This is a genomic window from Streptomyces massasporeus, from assembly GCF_014648995.1.
Lineage (GTDB): Bacteria > Actinomycetota > Actinomycetes > Streptomycetales > Streptomycetaceae > Streptomyces > Streptomyces massasporeus.
Genome location: NZ_BMSE01000003.1, coordinates 89,123 through 108,330 on the forward strand (window position 1 = coordinate 89,123; position 19,208 = coordinate 108,330).

Annotated in this window: 16 protein-coding genes; 5 read left to right on the plus strand and 11 right to left on the minus strand. The window is 72.0% G+C overall.

Annotation, left to right across the window (positions count from 1 at the left end; translation table 11 throughout):
- Positions 1-114 precede the first annotated feature (114 nt).
- Together IE153_RS09660 and IE153_RS09665 are read left to right on the plus strand one after the other, a co-directional pair.
- Entirely contained in the window at positions 115-1,320 is a 1,206-nt protein-coding gene (locus IE153_RS09660; RefSeq protein ID WP_189589345.1) for an MFS transporter, read from the plus strand.
- An 88-nt stretch (positions 1,321-1,408) separates the two neighbouring features.
- Complete coding sequence (locus IE153_RS09665; protein ID WP_097215500.1) at positions 1,409-2,788, plus strand: uracil-xanthine permease family protein; 1,380 nt, start codon at positions 1,409-1,411, stop codon at positions 2,786-2,788.
- On the opposite strand, the gene IE153_RS09670 is transcribed toward IE153_RS09665, so the two are convergent.
- Positions 2,767-3,897, minus strand: a complete 1,131-nt coding sequence (locus tag IE153_RS09670; RefSeq protein WP_189589616.1) for a glycoside hydrolase family 6 protein — start codon at positions 3,895-3,897, stop codon at positions 2,767-2,769. The genes IE153_RS09665 and IE153_RS09670 overlap by 22 nt on opposite strands.
- Positions 3,898-4,072: 175 nt before the next feature.
- Between IE153_RS09670 and IE153_RS09675 the strand changes: the two genes are divergently transcribed.
- Positions 4,073-4,792: a DUF5995 family protein gene (locus IE153_RS09675; RefSeq protein WP_189589346.1), complete on the plus strand. Its 720-nt coding sequence runs from the start codon at positions 4,073-4,075 to the stop codon at positions 4,790-4,792.
- Here the strand turns inward: IE153_RS09675 and IE153_RS09680 are convergent.
- Positions 4,789-6,501 carry a flavin monoamine oxidase family protein gene (locus IE153_RS09680; protein WP_189589347.1) on the minus strand — a complete coding sequence of 571 codons (1,713 nt, stop codon included), beginning with the start codon at positions 6,499-6,501 and terminating at the stop codon, positions 4,789-4,791. The two genes, IE153_RS09675 and IE153_RS09680, sit on opposite strands and share 4 nt — an antisense overlap.
- A 52-nt stretch (positions 6,502-6,553) precedes the next feature.
- A complete protein-coding gene (locus tag IE153_RS09685) occupies positions 6,554-7,342 on the minus strand; it encodes a carbon-nitrogen hydrolase family protein (RefSeq protein ID WP_189589348.1) in 789 nt (262 codons plus the stop codon).
- Between the two features lie 299 nt (positions 7,343-7,641).
- Here IE153_RS09685 and IE153_RS09690 point away from each other — a divergent pair, with 299 nt between their 5' ends.
- Positions 7,642-8,208: a Repetin gene (locus IE153_RS09690; RefSeq protein WP_189589349.1), complete on the plus strand. Its 567-nt coding sequence runs from the start codon at positions 7,642-7,644 to the stop codon at positions 8,206-8,208.
- Here IE153_RS09690 and IE153_RS09695 read toward each other — a convergent pair.
- From IE153_RS09695 to rpe, 7 genes are all read right to left on the minus strand, one after another.
- The gene (locus IE153_RS09695) at positions 8,177-9,373 is read right to left on the minus strand and encodes an MFS transporter (RefSeq protein ID WP_189589350.1); all 1,197 of its coding nucleotides are present in this window, start codon (positions 9,371-9,373) and stop codon (positions 8,177-8,179) included. The two genes, IE153_RS09690 and IE153_RS09695, sit on opposite strands and share 32 nt — an antisense overlap.
- Positions 9,374-9,509: 136 nt before the next feature.
- On the minus strand, positions 9,510-9,962 hold the full coding sequence (locus IE153_RS09700) for an Lrp/AsnC family transcriptional regulator (RefSeq protein ID WP_189589351.1): 453 nt from the start codon (positions 9,960-9,962) through the stop codon (positions 9,510-9,512).
- Between the two features lie 10 nt (positions 9,963-9,972).
- A complete protein-coding gene (locus IE153_RS09705; RefSeq protein WP_189589352.1) occupies positions 9,973-11,442 on the minus strand; it encodes an amino acid permease in 1,470 nt (489 codons plus the stop codon).
- A 318-nt stretch (positions 11,443-11,760) separates the two neighbouring features.
- Complete coding sequence (locus IE153_RS09710) at positions 11,761-13,203, minus strand: GuaB1 family IMP dehydrogenase-related protein (protein ID WP_189589353.1); 1,443 nt, start codon at positions 13,201-13,203, stop codon at positions 11,761-11,763.
- A 108-nt stretch (positions 13,204-13,311) separates the two neighbouring features.
- Positions 13,312-13,665: a barstar family protein gene (locus tag IE153_RS09715; RefSeq protein WP_189589354.1), complete on the minus strand. Its 354-nt coding sequence runs from the start codon at positions 13,663-13,665 to the stop codon at positions 13,312-13,314.
- A gap of 24 nt (positions 13,666-13,689) precedes the next feature.
- Entirely contained in the window at positions 13,690-14,733 is a 1,044-nt protein-coding gene (locus tag IE153_RS09720) for a sugar-binding transcriptional regulator (RefSeq protein ID WP_189589355.1), read from the minus strand.
- 78 nt (positions 14,734-14,811) lie between these two features.
- Positions 14,812-15,498 (minus strand): ribulose-phosphate 3-epimerase, encoded by a 687-nt coding sequence (gene rpe / locus IE153_RS09725; protein ID WP_189589356.1) that lies wholly within the window; start codon positions 15,496-15,498, stop codon positions 14,812-14,814.
- Positions 15,499-15,662: 164 nt separating this feature from the next.
- Between rpe and IE153_RS09730 the strand changes: the two genes are divergently transcribed.
- On the plus strand, positions 15,663-17,804 hold the full coding sequence (locus tag IE153_RS09730; protein WP_189589357.1) for an MMPL family transporter: 2,142 nt from the start codon (positions 15,663-15,665) through the stop codon (positions 17,802-17,804).
- Here the strand turns inward: IE153_RS09730 and IE153_RS09735 are convergent.
- Entirely contained in the window at positions 17,785-19,203 is a 1,419-nt protein-coding gene (locus tag IE153_RS09735; RefSeq protein WP_189589358.1) for an RsmB/NOP family class I SAM-dependent RNA methyltransferase, read from the minus strand. The genes IE153_RS09730 and IE153_RS09735 overlap by 20 nt on opposite strands.
- Positions 19,204-19,208 lie beyond the last annotated feature (5 nt).

The window sequence follows — 19,208 nt, forward strand, 5'->3', positions numbered from 1 at the left end:
GCGGCACCGTAGACCGGGGCCGCCGGGAGACCCTCTTATTATCAGGCAGGGTTCCTGATAGTTTACGCCCGCACCGGACGCGAGCACGGCAGGGACCTGGAGGAGGACCGCAGAATGGGCAGCGTGGTCGACGAACAGCGCGAGGTGAAGCGCTCCCGGTACGCCGTGGCCGCCGTCTTCGCCGTGCACGGCGCCGTGACCGGCTCGTTCGCGACCCGCGTGCCGTGGATCCAGGACCACGCGGGCGTGAGCGCGGGCCAGTTGGGCATCGCGCTCGCCTTCCCCGCGCTCGGCGCGTCCGTGGCGATGCCGCTCGCCGGCAGCATCAGCCACCGCTTCGGCGCCCGCAACGCGCTGCGCGGACTGATCGCCCTGTGGACGCTGTCGCTGGTCCTGCCGTCGCTCGCCCCCAACCTCCTGACGCTCTGCCTGGCCCTGTTCACGTACGGCGCGACGGCGGGCATGGCGGACGTGGCGATGAACGCCCTGGGTGTCGAGGTCGAGAACCGCCTCGGCCGGTCGATCATGTCCGGGCTGCACGGCATGTGGAGCGCCGGCGCCCTGGTCGGCTCGGCCGCCGGCACGCTCGCCGCACACCTCGGCTCGGACGCCCGGCTGCACCACGTCCTGGCCGCCGCGGTCCTCACCGTCGTCGGCGTGCTGTCCTGCCAGTGGGTGCTCGACCTGCAGCCGGCCGAGGACGAGGAGCCGCCGCCGCGCTTCGCCCTGCCGCCCCGCTCGGCACTGCTCATCGGCGCGATCGGGTTCTGCGCGGTGTTCGCGGAGGGCGCGAGCCTGGACTGGTCGGCGGTCTATCTGCGCGAGCAGCTGGAGACCTCGGCCGGTCTCGCGGCGGCGTGCACGACGGGCTTCACGCTCACCATGGCCGTCGCCCGGCTCGCCGGTGACCGGGTCGTGGACCGCTTCGGCGCCGTGCGGACCGTGCGGGCGAGCGGTGTGTTCGCCGTACTCGGCGGGCTGCTGATCGTCGTCGCGGACCATCCGGCGTTGGCCATGAGCGGCTTCGCGCTGATGGGTCTGGGCATCGCCGTCGTCGTGCCGCTGTGCTTCGCCGCGGCCGGCCGCAGCGGTTCCAACCCGAGCCTGGCCATCGCGGGTGTCGCGACCATCACCTACACCTCGGGCCTGATCGCGCCGAGCGCGATCGGCATGCTGGCGCAGGCGACCAGCCTGATGGTGTCGTTCTGCCTGGTGACTGCGCTGTCCTGCGGCCTGGTGGCGTTCGCGGGTGTGCTGCGCCCCGGCGAGCGGACGAGGATCGGCCGTCCGGACACGGTGGTCGCCGACCCGCGGCCCTGAACGGACGCCCGCCCCGGTCATCAGCACGGTGGGCGCACCCCGACAATGGTCCGGACACGCACAGGCACGACGAAAGCGAAACCGCACCATGGATCTCGGCGTCCGCTGGAAACTGCACGGCGACGGACGCACCCCGGCGCCCGGCGCGGTGGTCCGCCCCGACGAGCGGCTCTCCTGGCCCCGCACGGCCGGACTCGGCGCCCAGCACGTGGTGGCGATGTTCGGGGCGTCCTTCGTCGCACCGGTCCTGATGGGCCTGGACCCGAACCTCGCGATCATGATGTCGGGCGTCGCGACCGTCGTGTTCCTGCTGGCCACCCGCGGCAGCGTGCCCAGCTACCTGGGCTGCTCGCTCTCCTTCGTGGGCGTGGCGGCGGTGATCCGGGCGCAGGGCGGCAGCAGCGCGACCGTCACGGGAGCGGTGTTCGTGGTCGGGGGCGCGCTGTTCCTGGTGGGGCTCGCCGTGCGGCGGTTCGGGGCGCGGATCATCCACGCCGCGATGCCGCCGATCGTGACCGGCGCGGTGGTGATGCTGATCGGCTTCAACCTGGCGCCGGTGACAGCCTCGACGTACTGGCCGCAGGACCAGTGGACGGCCCTGCTGGTGATGCTGTTCACCGGTCTGGCGGTCGTCTGCCTGCGGGGATTCTGGTCCCGGATCGCGATCTTCCTGGGGCTGGTCTTCGGGTACGGCATCTCCTGGGTGTTCGACCTGGTCTTCGGCAAGATCCACTCCGTGGACGCGAGCGGCAGGCTGACCGACCACTGGCGGCTCGACCTCTCCGGCGTGGGCAAGGCCGACTGGATCGGGCTGCCCACCCTGCACGCCCCGTCCTTCGAGTGGTCGGCGATCCTGGTCGCCCTGCCGGTCGTCATCGCGCTGGTCGCGGAGAACGCCGGGCACGTCAAGGCGGTCGGCGAGATGACCGGCGACTCGCTGGACGACAAGCTCGGCACGGCCATCGCGGCCGACGGCGTCGGCTCGATGCTGTCCACCGCGGTCGGCGGCCCGCCCAACACCACGTACTCCGAGAACATCGGCGTGATGGCCGCGACCCGCGTGTACTCGACGGCCGCCTACTGGGCCGCCGCCTGCTTCGCCCTGCTGTTCGGCGTCTGCCCGAAGTTCGGCGCGGTCGTGGCGGCGATCCCGGGCGGCGTGCTCGGCGGCATCACCGTCATCCTGTACGGCATGATCGGCCTGCTGGGCGCGCAGATCTGGATCAACGCCAAGGTGGATCTGCGCAATCCGCTGAACCTGGTCCCGGCCGCGGCGGGCATCATCATCGGCGTCGGCAACGTCTCCCTGAAGTTCTCGGACACGTTCTCGCTGAGCGGTATCGCGCTCGGCACGGTGGTCGTCATCACCGGCTACCACGCCCTGCGGGCCTTCGCCCCGGCCCACTTGAAGACGCAGGCGCCGCTGCTGGACGAGGGCACCTCCTCCTACGACGACGCCAAGTCGTAGGCGTACGACGCCGCGAACGTCCCCGGCCTGCCCTTGCAGCCGTCCGACTCCCCCGGCAGCTTCACCCACAGGTAGGCGTCGATCCGGGACTCGCCGGTGCTCAGGGTCGGGGTCCGGCCGAGTCTGCGGCCCGAGGGATCGCACCACTCGCCGTCGGCCGGGGCGCCGTTGCCGTTGCGGCTGGTGTCGATGACCGCGCCGAGGCCCGCCGGGCCGCCGAGCGCGTCGAGGACCCGCCGGTCGTAGGCGACCTCGTCGGCGGTGGTGTGGAAGTTGGAGACGTTGCTGAAGACGCCGTCGGAGGACTCGGGCGAGGCGGCCCCGGCCTGCCTGAGCCAGGCCGCCTGTGTGGCGGGCGGGTTCCAGCCGGAGTGCCCCGCGTCGAAGTACACGCGGGCCCGGGGGTTGGCGGACTTCAGGACGCGTCCGGCCCGGGCCAGCGAGGCGAAGCGGTCCGCCCGGTCACCGGCGGAGAGGCACTCGGTCTGGGCGACCGAGTCCGGCTCCAGGACGACGATGACCTCACCTGAGCCCAGCCCGGCCGCGAACCGGTCGATCCAGGCGTCGTAGGCGTCCAGGTCGGGCGCCCCGCCCTGGGAGTGGCCGCCGCAGTCGCGGCCGGGGATCGCGTAGGGCACGACGACGGGCACCCGGCCGAGCGCGGCTCCGCCGGAGGTCACGGCGGCGACCCGGGCGGTGACGGTGTCCGGTGCGTAGTCGGCGAACCAGACGGCCGCGGGCTGTTCGGCGATACGGGACGCGATGACCGCGTGCCGGGGGTCGCCGGAGTGGGAGCGGACCCAGGCGAGCACCTGGGAGTCGGGGTGGCGGTAGAGCCGTCCGGTCACGGCGCCGGGGCGCTCCCTCCTCGTGTCGGTCCTCGACGGCGCGGGGCTCTGTGTCCGGCGTGCGGACGGGGACGGCGAGGCAGAGGCGGGCACGGCGGTGGCCGGCGCGGACGGCGAGGGAACGGCCGGCAGGGGGGCGAGGCGGGGCGACGCCGACACCTCGGGGGGCGCGGCCTCGTCCGAGGCCCGCCGGTCGTCGAACGCGGCGAGGACGCCCGCGACCGCTCCGGCCGCCACGACGAGCGAGGCCGCCGCGACCATCGCGCCGCGCCGGGCGGCTCGCCTGCGCCCGGCCCTGCGGGCGGCCAGGCGCTGGGCACGCGAGCCTGACACAGTGCTGCTCCCCCTCCCCCTGTGGCGGGCGGTGTTCCCCCGTTTCGGGGAAGCGCCGGGCCCGCCGGTACTCCCGCCAGCCTAGAGCTGCGACTCTGCCCGCATGCCGCGATGCGAACAACTCCCCCCAGCCGTGGACACTCCGGTCGACGCCGTCGTCTCCCGTATGCGCGCCCTCGACGCGGCGCTGCACCCGCGGGACGGGGTGGCGGTGTTCAACCGTGTCTACCTCGCGGTGACGGAGGCGGTGGACCGGTGGGTCGACACCGGACGGTTCGCGGACGCCCACGCGGCGATCACGCTGGACGTACGGTTCGCACAGCGGTACCTGGCGGCCGTCGAGACGGTCGCGGACGAGCGGCGCCCGCCCGCCTGCTGGCGGCCGCTGTTCCAGTTCCGCCGCCATCCCGGGGTACGGCCGTTGCAGTTCGCGCTGGCGGGCATCAACGCGCACATCGGGCACGATCTCGCGCTGGCCGTCGTGGACACCTGCCGTACGCTCGGCTGCGCTCCCGCCGATCTGGAGGACGAGTTCGACATGGTGGGCGATCTCCTCCTCTCGCTGGAGGAGCGCATCCGCGAAGATCTGATGCCGGGCCCCGATCTGTTCCGGATCGCCGACCCGCTGACCCATCTGCTCGGCTCCTGGAGCCTGGACCGCGCCCGGGACGCCGCGTGGACGGCGGCCCGGGCACTGTGGGCCCTGCGTGAACTGCCCGATGTCGCGGGCGAGTTCACCGAACGTCTGGACACGGCGGTGGGCTTCGCGGGGCGCATGCTGCTCACGCCCCTGACCGCGCCCGGGTGCCGCCAGTCCCCCTAGTCCTCCGGCAGTTCGACGGGCGCGATCTCGTCGTAGACGTCGCCGGGGCCCGGGTTGGTCGCGTCGGTCGCGCCGCCCAGGTGGTGCATGACGCCCCAGACCGCGTTGAGGGCGGTCTGGATGGCGCCCTCGGCCCAGCCGGCCGTCCAGGAGATGTCGTCGCCGGCGAGGAAGATGCCGCGCTTGTCCTCGGGCAGCCGGTCCTGCATGAAGTGAGTGAACAGGCGCCGCTGGTAGCGGTAGTGGCCGGGCAGGTTGGCCTTGAACGCGCCCATGAAGTAGGGCTCGTTCTCCCACGACACCGTCACCGGGTTGCCGATGATGTGCTTCCTGATGTCGACCTTCGGGTAGATCTCGCCGAGCGACTTGAGCATGACCTCCATCCGCTCGTTCGCGGACAGCGGCAGCCACTTCAGGCTGTCGTCGCACCAGGTGTACGAGAGGCAGATGACGGCCGGCTTGTCCGGACCGTCGTCGAGGAGGTAGGTCCCGCGCGTCATCCGGTCGGTGAGGGTCATCGACATGACGTCACGGCCGGTCGGATTTCCCCTGTCGTCGACGGCCTTGTCCAGCCAGAACGGCCGGTCGACCGGCACGAAGAGCTTCGAGGACTCCATGTAGTGGGTGCGCTCGATCGCCGTCCAGTGGTCGATCGGGAAGAGCGAGTCGTCACAGGCGATCTTCGACAGCAGCATCCAGGACTGTGCGGTGAAGATCGCCGCCTGGAAGGTGCGGATGTCGCCGTCCGCGTCGGTCACCGTGATGCGGTTGCCGGCGGTGCGGTGCAGCCGGGTCACGGCCGGGCGGGGCTCGCCGCCCTCGTGCAGGGTCGCGAGCGAGGTCCCGAGCGGCCAGTGGACGATCTTCTGCGGCTCACGCTCCCACAGGCGCAGCGGCAGCTGCTGGGAGCCGCCGACGATGCCGCGGTGGTGGTCGTCGGCCTCGGTGTAGACGACGCGCAGGATCTCCAGGATGGAGTTGGGGAAGTCGGTGTCCCAGCCGCCCGTGCCGAAGCCGACCTGGCCGAAGATCTCGCGGTGCCGGAAGGACTTGAACGCCTCGGAGTCGCAGAGGAAACCGTAGAAGGTCTGGTTGTCGAGCTTCTCGACGAGCCTGGACCAGATCTCGCGGATGCGCGGCACGTCCCGCTCGCGCAGCGCGCGGTTCATGTCGGAGAAGTCGGCGCCCTCCTCCAGGCAGCGGTTCCACGCCTCGGCGACGTCCCGGTAGACCTGGGGCAGGTCGCCGACCGTCTCGGCGTAGTGCGACTCGCCCTTGAGGTCGACGACGGTCGACGGGGTCGCCTCGGCGAGGGGGTTGGGGAACGGCCGCGTCTCAAGGCCGACGAGGTCGATGTAGTGCTGGAGGGCCGTGGAGGAGGGCGGGAAGCGCATCGCGCCCATCTCGGCGGTGAGGGACTCGTCGCAGCCGTCGAAGCCCACCGTCCGCAGCCGGCCGCCGATCTGGTCGGCCTCGTACACGACCGGCTTCAGGCCCATCTTCATCAGCTCGTACGCGGCGACGATGCCGGACAGGCCGCCGCCGATGACCGCGACCTCCGTGCCGTGCTCGGTCGCGGGTATCTGCCCGAGGCCCGCCGGGTGGGCCAGGAAGTCGTCGTAGGCGTACGGGAAGTCCGGGCCGAACATGGTGATCGGCGGCTGCTGCGCGTCAGCGTGCTCGACGGCGTTGGGCACGGTGGACGTCATGGGGTACGGACTCCTTGCACGGGGACGAACGGGCGGTTCGGGTTCAGGGGCTTCAGACGAGCGGGCCGTACAGGCCGGGCCGCCGGTCCCGCAGATACGGGTTGTTCTCGCGCGACGCGGCGAGGAAGGCCGGGTCGACGTCGGCGAGCACGAGTTCCTCACCGCGTCCGGCCCGGGTCCGGGCGACCCCGTCGGGGCCGGCGAGCGTGGACAGGCCCACGAACTCGAACTCGCCCTCCCGGCCGGTCCGGTTGACGTACGCGACGTACATCTGGTTCTCGAAGGCGCGCACCGGGATCATCGACTCGGCGACGAACTGGAACGGGTGCATCTGCGCGGTCGGGACGATCAGGAGGTCGGTGCCGGCCAGGGCGTGGGCGCGGACGTTCTCCGGGAACTCCACGTCGTAGCAGATCAGGATGCCGACCCGCAGGCCGTCGATCTCGGTCTGGACGACCGGCAGGTCGCCCGGCGTGAAGTGGTCGCGCTCGAAGCAGCCGAAGAGGTGGGTCTTGCGGTAGTTCGCGAGCCGGGTGCCGTCGGCGGAGATCAGCTGGGCGGAGTTGAACACCGTGTCGCCGGCCCGCTCGGGGTAGCCGTAGGCGATCGCCAGGCCGTGGTTCGTGGCGATCTCGGCGATCGCGTCGGCGCAGTCGCCGTCGGCGGATTCGGCGAGTCGGCCGATGTCGTCGCCGATCGCGTAGCCGGTCAGGAACATCTCCGCCGTGGCGAGCAGCCCGGCCCCGGCGGCGGCGGCCCGGCCCGCGGCCTCGTCGAGGACCTTGAGGTTCTCGACGGTCGAGCCGGGGCGGCCGGAGCTCTGGAGCAGGGCGGTGCGCATGCGTGTTCCTCACCGGGCGGACGGGTGGTTGGAGGGGCCACGTAGACGGTACGGGCGGCTGACCAGGGCGGACAAGAAGGAGCCGTTGCGCGCCGGTGAACGGTTCGTTGCGTGCGTGCGGGGCCGGGCGGCGATTCGTTGCGCGCCCCGGGTCGGACTCCCGCTCCTCCTCGGAGCGCATCCGCCCATGACCTCCCCCGCCGTACGGCGGAGGCGGGGTCCCGCCCCGGGCGCGATGTCCGGGCCGCGCCGGGCCGGAAGAGTAGGGGCTGTCCACACGACCTGCGGAAGGACCCGAAATGAAGCGCCGTACGAAGATCGTCGTGCTCGGCTCCGCGCTGCTGCTCACGGCCGGGGTGGCCTCGGCCGCGACGGCGTCGGACGCGCCCCGGGAGCGGGCGACCGCCTCGGACGCGCCCCGGCAGCGGGAGGCCGCGGCCCTCACCGGCACCGCCAAGCTGTACCGCTCGGCCGGGGACGACATCACGTTCTCGTTCGACGCGCACCTGGCCGCCAAGGACAAGGCCGACCCGTCGAAGGCCACCGGCACCTTCGAGTTCAGCCACTATCTGAACGGCGAGGGCGCCCGGGCCGAGGTGAAGGTCGACTGCCTGCTGACCGGGGGCAAGGTCGCCGTCGTCTCCGGGGTCGTCACCGAGTCCGATCTGCCGGGCGCCGAGGGCAAGCGGGTCGGCGTCACCGTCCACGACCTCGGCCGCCACGACCGGCTCGGCTACAGCTGGGCCTCGACGGGCAGCCCCGTCGACACGAAGGAGCTGCCCAAGTGCGTGAGCTCCGCCCCCTTCGAAAAGGTCGCGAAGGGGACGGGCGACTTCACGGTCGTGCCGTGGCAGCCCGAGCTCTAGCCAGCGCCAGGGCCGTCACCAGGTAGGGGATCGCCAGGACCGCGAAGACGGTGCTGTGCGCCATGTCGGTCCCGAGCAGCGCGTACACGCCGAACGTGGCGACCGTCGCCAGCTCGGTGCCCAGACTCGCCACCGAGGTGAGCGTGGCCCGGCGGGATTCGTCGATGCGGTGCTGGAGACGGACGTCGGCGAGCACCTCGGCCAGCTGGAACCCGGCGAAGGCGAGACTCACCAGGACGACACCGGCCAGGGAGCGGGCCATGGCTCCCACGGCCAGGGCGAGGGCGGCGCCCGCGAGCAGCACCGCGAGCCCCGTCGGGCCGAGGCGTTCGGCCGGTCCGGTCAGCAGGCTGCCGAGGGTGACGCCCGCCCAGATCAGCATGACGAGGAAGGGCACCGTGACCTCGGCGACGCCGAGATCGCGGATCAGCAGCGGGGTGTACTCGTCGAGCGCGCCCCATACCGCGGCGACGGCCGGGATCAGCAGCAGGGCGCCACGCACCGCGCGGTTCCCGCGGGCCTCGGCGAGTCCGGTACGCAGGGTCGTCGCCCAGCTGTCGCCGGTGCTCTCCGGCCGCACCCGGTGCTCCGGGAACCGGGTCGCGGTGAGGGCGGTCAGCACACAGGCCAGGAAGCTCGCGGCACCGACCGCCTCGTAGCCGCCCCGGGTGACGACGGGCCCCGCGAGGCCGGTGGCGGCCACGGTGCCCAGCAGGCGCGCGGCCCGGGCCCGGCCCATCACCCGCGCGTACCGGTCGGCGGCACCGAGCCGGTCCAGCTCGTCGTAGACCAGTGCCTCCAGCGCGCCGGAGCCGAGCGCCCCGCCCGCGCCCCACAGGACGAAGCCGGCCGCGAAGGCCCCGTACGACGGGACGACCACCCACAGCGCGAAGCCGGCGGCGGTCAGCAGCGGGCCGATCCACAGCAGCCTGCGTCGCGACATCGCGTCGGCCCAGGCGCCGGAGGGCACTTCGAGCACCACACCGGTGACCGACCACAGGGCGAACAGGGAGGAGATCTGCCAGAGCGGCATGCCGGTGTCGGCGAACAGCAGCGCGTACACCGGGTAGAGCAGGACGAAGTCGTCGAGGAACGCGTAGCCGTACAGCGTGCGCGTCAGGCGGCGGACGCCGGTGGCGGGCACGCGGGCGGGTGAGAGTGTCATGGGGCCTTCCCGGAGGGACGGATCGGACGCCGGAGGTACGGCGGCCGAGGAGGTCCTCGGGAGGCACGGCTGGTGGATCAATGTCGCCAGGTCATGACACCCAGGCTAGGGGTGTCGTCCGCCGGCGGCCACGGAGTTACGTGGGCGAACCCGACGAGAAGCGCCGCAGCAGCGGCGAGAGCACGAGCACGGACTTGGTCCGCTCGACGAACGGCTCCCCGGCGATCCGCTCCAGGACCCGTTCGAAGTGGCGCATGTCGGAGGCGAAGACCTGGGCGATCGCGTCCGCGTCCCCGGTGACGGTGGACGCGGCCACGACCTCCTGGTAGCGCTCCAGGCCCCGCTGGATGGTCTCCGGGGAGGTGTTCCCGCGGCAGTAGATCTCGACGAACCCCTCGGTCTCCCAGCCGAGGGCGACCGGGTCCACCCGTACGGTGAATCCGGTGATGGCTCCGGTGGCCCGCAGCCGGTCCACGCGCCGTTTCACCGCGGGCGCGGACAGGCCGACGAGCGAGCCGATGTCGGCGTAGGAGCGGCGGGCGTCCTCGGCGAGGGCGTGCACGATGCGTTCGTCGAGATCGTTCAGCACAGTGGGTTGATCACTTTTCGGATGGTGCGAGTCGGGAACGGCGGTAGCCGTACCCGAAGTAGAACACGAGACCGGCGGCCATCCAGACACCGAAGACCACCCAGGTCACGGTGGACAGGCTGCCCATCATCCACACGCAGAAGGCGAAGCCCAGCGCGGGCAGGACCGGCGAGAGCGGCACCCGGAAGGTGCGGGGCATGTCCGGCTTGGTGCGGCGCAGGACGACGACGGCCACGTTGACGAGGGCGAAGGCGAACAGGGTGCCGATGCTGGTGGCGTCGGCGAGCTGCCCGAGCGGGATCGCGGCGGCCAGGACTCCGCAGAAGAGGGAGACGATCAGGGTGTTGGCGCGGGGGGCGCCGGTCTTCGGGTGGACCTTGGCGAACACCTTCGGCACGAGGCCGTCGCGGGACATGGCGAACAGGATGCGGGTCTGGCCGTACAGCACGGTCAGCACCACGCTGGCGATGGCGATGACGGCGCAGAACGCCAGCAGTGTGCCCCAGAAGGTCTGCCCGGTGACCTCGCGCATGATCTGGGCGAGGGCGGCCTCGGAGTCGGTGAAGCCCTTCCAGGGCTTGGCGCCGACCGCGACGGCCGCGACGAGGACGTACAGCGCGGTGACGATGACCAGCGACAGCATGATCGCGCGGGGCAGGTCGCGCTGGGCGTTCTTGGCCTCCTCGCCCGCGGTGGAGGCGGCGTCGAAGCCGATGTAGGAGAAGAACAGCGTGGCGCCGGCCGCGCTGACTCCGGCCATGCCGAGCGGCATGAAGTTCTCGTAGTTGCCGGAGCGGAAGCCCTGGACGCCGATGGCGCAGAACATCACCAGCGCGGCGATCTTCACGACGACCATGACGGTGTTGGCGCGGGCGGACTCGCGGGCGCCGCCCAGCAGGAACGCCATCGCGAGCAGGACGACGATCAGCGCCGGCAGGTTGAACACGCCGCCGTCGCCGGGCGGGGCGGAGAGGGCGGCCGGGATGGTGACGCCGATGGTCCCGTCGAGCAGTTCGTTGAGGTACTCGCCCCAGCCGACCGCGACGGCGGCGACCGACACGCCGTACTCCAGGACCAGGCACCAGCCGCATATCCAGGCGATCAGCTCGCCCATCGTTGCGTACGCATACGAGTAGGAGGAGCCGGCGACCGGGATGGTGCCGGCCAGTTCGGCATAGGACAGGGCCGAGAACAGGGCGGTGAGGCCGGCGATGACGAAGGAGAGCGTGACGGCCGGGCCCGCCTTGGGGACGGCTTCGCCGAGGACGACGAAGATGCCGGTGCCGAGGGTGGCACCGATGCTGATCATGGTGAGCTGCCACAGCCCGAGGGTGCGGCGCAGCGAGCCTCCCTCGCCCTGCCCACCCTCCGCGACCAGGCGTTCCACGGGCTTGCGGCGCATGAGGCGCGCGCCGATGCCGGGGGACGCAGGGGCGGCTTTCTGGCCTGGGTTCTGCGGGGGTGCGCCTTGGTCGAGCACGCGCTGGCTCCTTTTCGCTGCCGGTCAGGGCGGCAGGGACCGCGGGCACCCTTGAGCAGGGACCCACCGAGCGGAGTCCCCGCCACGCCACGTACGAGGCGACAGCCTATGAGCAACGGCGTTGCTGTCGAAATGCAGCAACCTTGCGCGTACCTGCAAGATCATTGCGTTCCCCGGGGCTGGGCGGGTGTTCGTTGCGGGACGGCTGTCGAGTGTTGCACCGGCGCTCCTCAAAGGGCCCCGACGACGCAACGAAACGGCCCCCGGACGTCCCGCTGGGCGGGTCGACGGGGGCCGTTCGACGGTGCGTTGGGGCCGTCAGCTCCAGCTGGCGTGCAGGGGCTTGCCCTCCGCGTAGCCGGCGGCGCTCTGGATGCCGACGATGGCCTTCTCCGCGAACTCCTCCAGGGATCCCGCTCCGGCGTAGGTGCACGAGGAGCGGACGCCCGCGATGATCGAGTCGATCAGGTCCTCGACGCCCGGGCGGGCCGGGTCGAGGAACATCCGGGAGGTGGAGATGCCCTCCTCGAACAGCGCCTTGCGGGCGCGGTCGTACGCCGACTCCTCCGAGGTGCGGTTGCGCACGGCGCGGGCGGACGCCATGCCGAAGGACTCCTTGTAGGCACGGCCCTGGGCGTCGTGCTGGAGGTCGCCCGGGGACTCGTAGGTGCCCGCGAACCAGGAGCCGACCATCACGTTGGAGGCACCGGCCGCGAGGGCCATGGCGACGTCGCGCGGGTGGCGGACACCGCCGTCGGCCCAGACGTGCTTGCCGTACTTCTTCGCCTCGGCGGCGCACTCCAGGACCGCGGAGAACTGCGGCCGGCCGACGCCGGTCATCATGCGCGTGGTGCACATGGCGCCGGGGCCGACACCGACCTTGACGATGTCCGCGCCGGCCTCGATGAGGTCGCGCACCCCCGCGGCGGCGACCACGTTGCCCGCGACGATCGGCACCCGCGGGTCGAGGTCGCGCACCAGCTTCAGGGCGCTGATCATCGACTCCTGGTGGCCGTGGGCCGTGTCGATGACGAGCGCGTCGACGCCCGCGTCGAGCAGTTCCTTGGCCTTGCCCGCGACGTCGCCGTTGACACCGACGGCGGCGGCGATGCGCAGCCGTCCCTGCGCGTCGGTGGCCGGCTGGTAGAGCGTGGCGCGCAGGGCGCCCTTGCGGGTCAGGATGCCGGCGAGCGTGCCGTCCTGGTTGACCGCGGGGGCGTAGCGGCGGTTGGCCTGGTCGAGGGTGTTGAAGGCCTCGCCCGGGTCCATGTCCGCGTCGATGAGCAGCAGGTCCCGGGACATGACCTCGGCGAGCTGCGTGAAGCGGTCCACGCCGGTCAGGTCGGCGTCGGTGACCACGCCGACCGGCTTGTGGTTCTCGTCGACGACGACACCGGCGTCGTGCGCGCGCTTGGGCAGCAGGGCCAGCGCGTCCGCGACCGTCTGGTGCGGGGACAGGATGATCGGGGTGTCCAGCACCAGGTGCCGGCTCTTCACCCAGGAGACGACGTCGGTGACCACGTCGTTCGGGATGTCCTGCGGTATGACCACGAGGCCGCCGCGGCGGGCCACGGTCTCGGCCATGCGGCGGCCGGCGATGGCGGTCATGTTGGCGACGACGAGCGGGATGGTGGTGCCCGTGCCGTCCGGGGAGCTGAGGTCGACGGCCTGCCGCGAGCCCACCGAGGAACGGCTCGGCACCATGAAGACGTCGTCGTACGTCAGGTCGTACCCGGGCTGGATGTCATTGAGGAAACGCACGTGCTGCACATCCCAGTCGATCAGAGGTGACCCCCGGACCGGCCGGCCAGGGGGAAAGAGCACGTACTTCATTCTCCCATGCCACCCGCCCGAACAACCCCCAGCGGATCATCCAGGCTGGTCAGGGGGCGTCTCGGAGGATTCTCCAAGGCCGAGGGTCACAAACAGCCCCGGACCCCGGTCCGTCGCCTCGGCGAAGATCTCCTCGGCGACCTGCCACTCGTCCGGCCGCGTCTCGGCGTACCTGCGCCAGCCCTGCACGACGAGCAGCAGCCCCCGCTCCCCGGCCTCCTCGGGCCAGAGGGCGGGGTCGGCCAGACAGTCGGCCAGCGCGTCCCAGTTGCGGCCGAACCAGTCGGGCAGGGCCAGGTCGCGGGCGCAGCGGTCCATGAGACCCGCCTTGTCCGTGACCCCGCCCAGATCGAGGACGACCACGATCCGGCCCGCCGGATCGCCGGTCACCCCGCGCGGCTCCCCGACCACCCGTCAGACCCCGTCCGGGTCGGACCGGTTGAGCGCGGACTTCGGTGCCGGGCCGGCCGTCATCAGGTAGTCCGCGGCCGACGTGTCCGTCACCAGGCTGGTGACGAGCCCGGACCGCAGCACCGCGTCGATCGCGGGCCCCTTGCGCTGCCCGCCCGCGATCGCCACGACCTCGGGGATCCGGCGGAGCTGGTCGGCCTTCACCGTGATGCACCGCTCGCCCAGGTCCCGGCCGACCCGGCGGCCGTCGGCGTCGAAGAGGTGCGCGGACATCTCGGCGGCGACACCGAGCGAGGCGTAGTGCGCGCGCTCCTCGTCGCTGAGCATGTCGTGCACCGTGGAGATGCCCGGCTCCCAGGAGCCGATGGAGACACAGGCGACCGTGACCTTGTCGAAGTGCTCGAAGGCCCGGGCGATCCCGGTCTGGTTGCGCAGTGCCGTGGCGGTGGCCGCGTCGGGCAGCAGCATCGGCGCGTAGATGGGGTGGGCGTCGCCGCCGGACACCTGGGCGGCTCGGCGTACGGCCTCGACCGAGCCGCGCTCGGCGGTCCCGGCGTCGTACACGCCCGTCAGCTGCACCACCGTGCACGGGGGCAGCCGGTCGAGCGCCGCCGCCATGTGGATGGTGGAGCGACCCCAGGCCAGGCCCAGCACATCACCTTCGTCGACCAGTTCGCCGAGCAGGTCGGCGGCCACCTCTCCCAGGTTCTCGGGGTCGGGCGACTCCTCGGCCTCGGCCGGAGACTCGACCACGACGGCGTGCCTGAGGCCGTAGCGGGCGCGGAGCGCGTCCGAGCGCTCGGCGTCCAGCTCGGCAGGCACACGGATCTCGATTCGTACGAGATCCCGTTCGAGAGCGGTTTCCAGGACCCGGGCCACCTTGAAGCGGCTGACGCCGAACTCCTCCGCGATCTGGATCTTGGACTTGCCCTCGAGGTAGAAGCGGCGGGCCATGGCCGCCGCCTGCACCAGCTCAGCGGGTCCCATCCGCATGGCTGACCGGCCCGCCGACATACCCGACACGGCGATCTCCTCACTGCTGTTCACACTCTGGATTCGCCGTTCATCCTTGCAGATGTGGCGCGGTTGATCAGCCCTGATGAGAGCCGTTCACTTTGCTGTGGCTCAGTGGTCGCAGGCCCAGGAGGCCTTCGCCGTGGCCGCCTCGGCCTGTGTGCGTAGTGCACGTACCGCCTGGGCCGGGTCGTTTGCCCCGTAGACCGCCGATCCGGCCACGAAGACGTCGGCTCCGGCGTCCGCGCACCGCTCGATCGTGGAAGCGGAAACTCCGCCGTCGACCTGGAGCCAGAGCTCCAGTCCGTGCTTGTTGATCAACTCGCGGGTGCGGCGAATCTTCGGAAGCATGATGTCGAGAAAGGCCTGTCCCCCGAAGCCCGGTTCGACCGTCATGATCAGCAGCATGTCGAGCTCGGGGAGCAGGTCCTCGTACGGCTCGATGGGGGTCGCGGGCTTCAGCGCCATGGAGGCGCGGGCGCCCTTGGCACGGATTTCCCTGGCGAGCCGGACGGGAGCCGCGGCGGCCTCGACGTGGAAGGTGACCGAACCGGCCCCCGCTTCCACGTACTGGGGCGCCCACCGATCGGGGGCCTCGATCATCAGATGGCAGTCCAGCGGGGTGTCCGTCGCACGGGCCAGCGACTCTACGACCGGCACGCCGAGCGTGAGGTTCGGGACGAAATGGTTGTCCATGACGTCGACGTGGAGCCAGTCGGCTCCTTCCACGGCCTTCGCCTCGTCCGCGAGGCGGGCGAAATCTGCGGACAGGATGCTGGGGTTGATCTGCGCGGCCATGTCCTAAGACTGCCATGCCCTCCAGGGGTCGTGGGCATCGGTCCCGGGTGGCCAGGGTGGTTCGTCGGGTGCGGACCGTTTGTCGCTGATCGCGCCCACGCGGCGGAGCCGCGGATGTCATTGCCCCACGCCCCCGAGGGGGCGCTGCCGTCGAGGGGGCCGTCATGAAGCAGGGTGTCGCTCATCTCGTCTGCGGGCGGCGGGCCAAGTGGCTGGTCCTGGGCCTGTGGGTGGTCGTGCTGTTCATCGCCGCCCCGTTCGCCATGAAGCTCACCGACGCGCAGGACAACGACGCCGCGTCGTGGCTGCCGGGGTCCGCGGAGTCGACTCAGGTGCTGCAGATCTCCGAGGACTTCCGGCCGGAGCAGATCCCGGCGGTGGTGATCTACGCGCGGGAGAGCGGCCTGACGGTCCAGGACCGGGCGGTGATCGCCGAGGACGTGCGGCAGCTGAAGCAGCTGAGCGACCACGGCATCATCGGGGAGCAGACGCGGGGGCCGGTGTTCGACCGGCAGGCCGATCCGCGCGCGGCCCAGGTCTTCGTGCCGATCATGATGGACGAGGAGGGCTGGGAACGGATCTCACCCGCCGTGGACTCCATCCGGGACGACGTCGGCACGGGCGTCGACGGGATGACCGTGCACATCACGGGCCCGGGCGGCACGTCCGCGGACTTCGCGGAGGCCTTCGAGGGCATCGACTCGACCCTGCTGCTCTCCGCGATGGCCGTCGTCATCGTCATGCTGCTCATCACCTACCGCAGCCTGACGCTGTTGCTGGTCCCCCTGGTCGCGGTCGTCTGCGCGCTGTTCGCCGCCCAGGCGCTGATCTACCTGCTGGCCGAGCACGGGGGCCTGACGGTCAACGGTCAGAGTGCGGGCATCCTCACGGTGCTGGTCTTCGGGGCGGGGACGGACTACGCCCTGCTGCTGGTGGCCCGCTACCGGGAGGAACTGCGCCGGCACGAGGACCGGCACGAGGCGATGGCCCTGGCCCTGCACCGCGCCGGCCCTGCCGTGCTCGCCTCCGGCGCGACGGTCGTGCTGAGCATGCTGGTGCTGCTGGCCGCCGAGATGAACTCCACGAGCGGCCTGGGCCCGGTGGCCGCGATCGGCGTCGCCGTCGCCCTGGTGGCGATGATGAGCCTGTTCCCGGCCCTGCTGGTGATCTTCGGCCGCTGGATCTTCTGGCCGGTCGTCCCGCACTACGGCAGCCCCGACCCGACCGAGAGCGGCGTATGGGCCCGCATGGGCCGCCGTTTCGCCCGCCGCCCGCGGATGGTCTGGGCCGTGACGGCGCTCGCGCTGGCGGTCTGCTCGCTGGGCCTGATCCAGCTGCGCGCGGAGGGCATCGGCAACGCGGACGCGTTCACCGGGAAACCGGACTCGATCACCGGGCAGGAGATCTCGGCGCGCTACTTCCCGGCGGGCAGCGGTGACCCGTTGGTCATCGTCAGCAACCAGGCGCAGGCCGTGCAGGTGGGCCGTGCGGTCGCCGGGACGCAGGGCGTGGTCCCCCAGTCACTCGGTCTGCCACCCGGCACCAGACCGGCCTTCGAGGGCAAGGTCCTCTTCGAGGCCACCATGACCGCCCCGGCGGACAGCGAGGCCGCCAAGCAGACGGTGGAGCGGGTGCGGGACGCCGTGCACGCGGTGCCGGACGCCGACGCCAAGGTCGGCGGCGGTACGGCGGCCCTGCTGGACATGGACGAGGCGACCACGCACGACAACGTGCTGATCATCCCGCTGGTGCTGGTGGTCGTCCTGCTGATCCTGTGCGGCCTGCTGCGCGCCCTGATCGCCCCGCTGCTGCTGATCGGGACGGTGATCCTGTCGTTCGCGGCGGCCCTCGGCATCAGCGCGCTCGCGTTCCGGTACATCTTCGACTACGCGGGCGAGGCGACCGACTTCCCGCTGTTCGTCTTCGTGTTCCTGGTCGCCCTGGGCATCGACTACAACATCTTCCTGACCACCCGCATCCGCGAGGAGGCGACCCGCCAGGGCACCAGACCGGGCGTCATCACGGGCCTCGCGGCCACCGGGGCGGTCATCACCTCCGCCGGCCTGGTCCTGGCCGGTACCTTCGCCGCCCTCGGCACCCTGCCGATGGTCGCCTTCGCCGAGATCGGATTCACGGTCGCCCTCGGCGTCCTCATCGACACCTTCATCGTCCGCTCGGTCCTGGTGACCTCGCTGTTCCTGGACGTCGGGCCGAAGGTGTGGTGGCCGCACCGGCTGGCGCACCACGACGGCGGGGCGCCCGACCGGACGGCCGTGGGAGCGGGGGTCAGCCGGTCCGACGAATGAGCGCCAGATACATCGCGTCGGTCCCGTGCAGATGCGGCCACAGCTGCACGTCCGGCCCGTCGCCCAGGTCCGGTACGCCGGGCAGCAGCGGCCGGGCGTCCACGAGCTCCGTGTCCGGGTGCTGCTTGAGCACGTCGGCGACGACGGCCCGGGTCTCGGCGAGGTGCGGCGAGCAGGTCGCGTAGCCCACGACACCGCCGACCCGCACGGACTCCAGGGCGGTGCGCAGCAGGCCGCGCTGGAGCGGCGCGAAGCCCTCCAGGTCCTGCGGGCGGCGCCGCCAGCGCGCCTCGGGGCGGCGGCGCAGCGCGCCGAGGCCGGTGCACGGCACGTCGACCAGCACCCGGTCGAAGCTGCCGGGCCGCCACGCCGGACGCGTCCCGTCCGCGGCGATCACCTGGTACGGCCCCGGGTTGCCGGCCAGCGCCTTCGCGACGAGGCCCGCGCGATGGGTCTGCTTCTCGGAGGCGACGAGCAGGGCCCCTCGCTCCGCGGCGAGCGCACCGAGCAGCGCGGCCTTGCCGCCGGGTCCCGCGCACCCGTCCAGCCAGCGCCGGTCGGGTCCGTCCAGGGGCGCGTTGGCGAGGGCGATCGCGACGAGCTGGCTGCCCTCGTCCTGCACGCCCGCGCGCCCGTCCCGCACGGCCGCGATGGCGCCCGGCTCCCCGCCCTCGGTCAGCCGCACCGCATAGGGCGACCAGTGCCCCTGCACGGCGGCGTCCTCGTCGAGCAGTTCCTCCGGGGTGGCCCGTCCGGGCCGTGCCACCAGGGTCACCTCGGGCCGTTCGTTGTCGGCGCGGAGCAACTCCTCGACACCGTCCCGCCCGCCGCCGAGGGAGTCCCACAGCGCGGACACGACCCACCGCGGGTGCGAGTGCACGACGGCGAGATGGTCCTCGGGATCCTCGTCGTAGGGCGGTGCGACCCGCTCCAGCCAGCCGTCGAGATCGTCCTGCGCGACCTTGCGCAGCACGGCGTTGACGAACTTGGCCCGCCCGTCGCCGAGCACCACCCGCGCGAGCTCGACGGTGGCGGACACGGCCGCGTGCGTCGGGATCCGTGTGCCGAGCAGCTGATGCGCGCCGAGGCTCAGCACGTCCAGCACCGGCGGGTCGACCTCGCGGAGCGACCGGTCCACACACGACGCCAGAATCGCGTCGTACGTCCCCTGCCGCCGCAGCGTCCCGTACACCAGCTCGGTGGCGAGCGCCGCGTCCCGGGCGTCGAAGTCGTCCTTCTCGCGCGCCTTGCGCAACAGGGGCGGCAGAACGAGGTTGGCGTAGGCGTCCCGCTCGTCCACGGCCCTCAGCGCCTCGAAGGCGAGGATGCGGACGGGGTCCTTCTTGGGCCGGCGGTAGGGCTTGCCTGACGTGCGGGCTCGACGGGGCTGTTCGCTCACGAAAA

Coding starts and splice junctions, on each gene's coding strand:
- IE153_RS09685 (WP_189589348.1), bottom strand. CDS start 7,342: ATGCGCACCGCCCTGCTCCAGAGCTCCGGCCGCCCCGGCTCGACCGTC.
- IE153_RS09665 (WP_097215500.1), top strand. CDS start 1,409: ATGGATCTCGGCGTCCGCTGGAAACTGCACGGCGACGGACGCACCCCG.
- IE153_RS09730 (WP_189589357.1), top strand. CDS start 15,663: ATGAAGCAGGGTGTCGCTCATCTCGTCTGCGGGCGGCGGGCCAAGTGG.
- IE153_RS09690 (WP_189589349.1), top strand. CDS start 7,642: ATGAAGCGCCGTACGAAGATCGTCGTGCTCGGCTCCGCGCTGCTGCTC.
- rpe (WP_189589356.1), bottom strand. CDS start 15,498: ATGGCCGCGCAGATCAACCCCAGCATCCTGTCCGCAGATTTCGCCCGC.
- IE153_RS09670 (WP_189589616.1), bottom strand. CDS start 3,897: ATGGTCGCGGCGGCCTCGCTCGTCGTGGCGGCCGGAGCGGTCGCGGGC.
- IE153_RS09680 (WP_189589347.1), bottom strand. CDS start 6,501: ATGACGTCCACCGTGCCCAACGCCGTCGAGCACGCTGACGCGCAGCAG.
- IE153_RS09675 (WP_189589346.1), top strand. CDS start 4,073: ATGCCGCGATGCGAACAACTCCCCCCAGCCGTGGACACTCCGGTCGAC.
- IE153_RS09695 (WP_189589350.1), bottom strand. CDS start 9,373: ATGACACTCTCACCCGCCCGCGTGCCCGCCACCGGCGTCCGCCGCCTG.
- IE153_RS09660 (WP_189589345.1), top strand. CDS start 115: ATGGGCAGCGTGGTCGACGAACAGCGCGAGGTGAAGCGCTCCCGGTAC.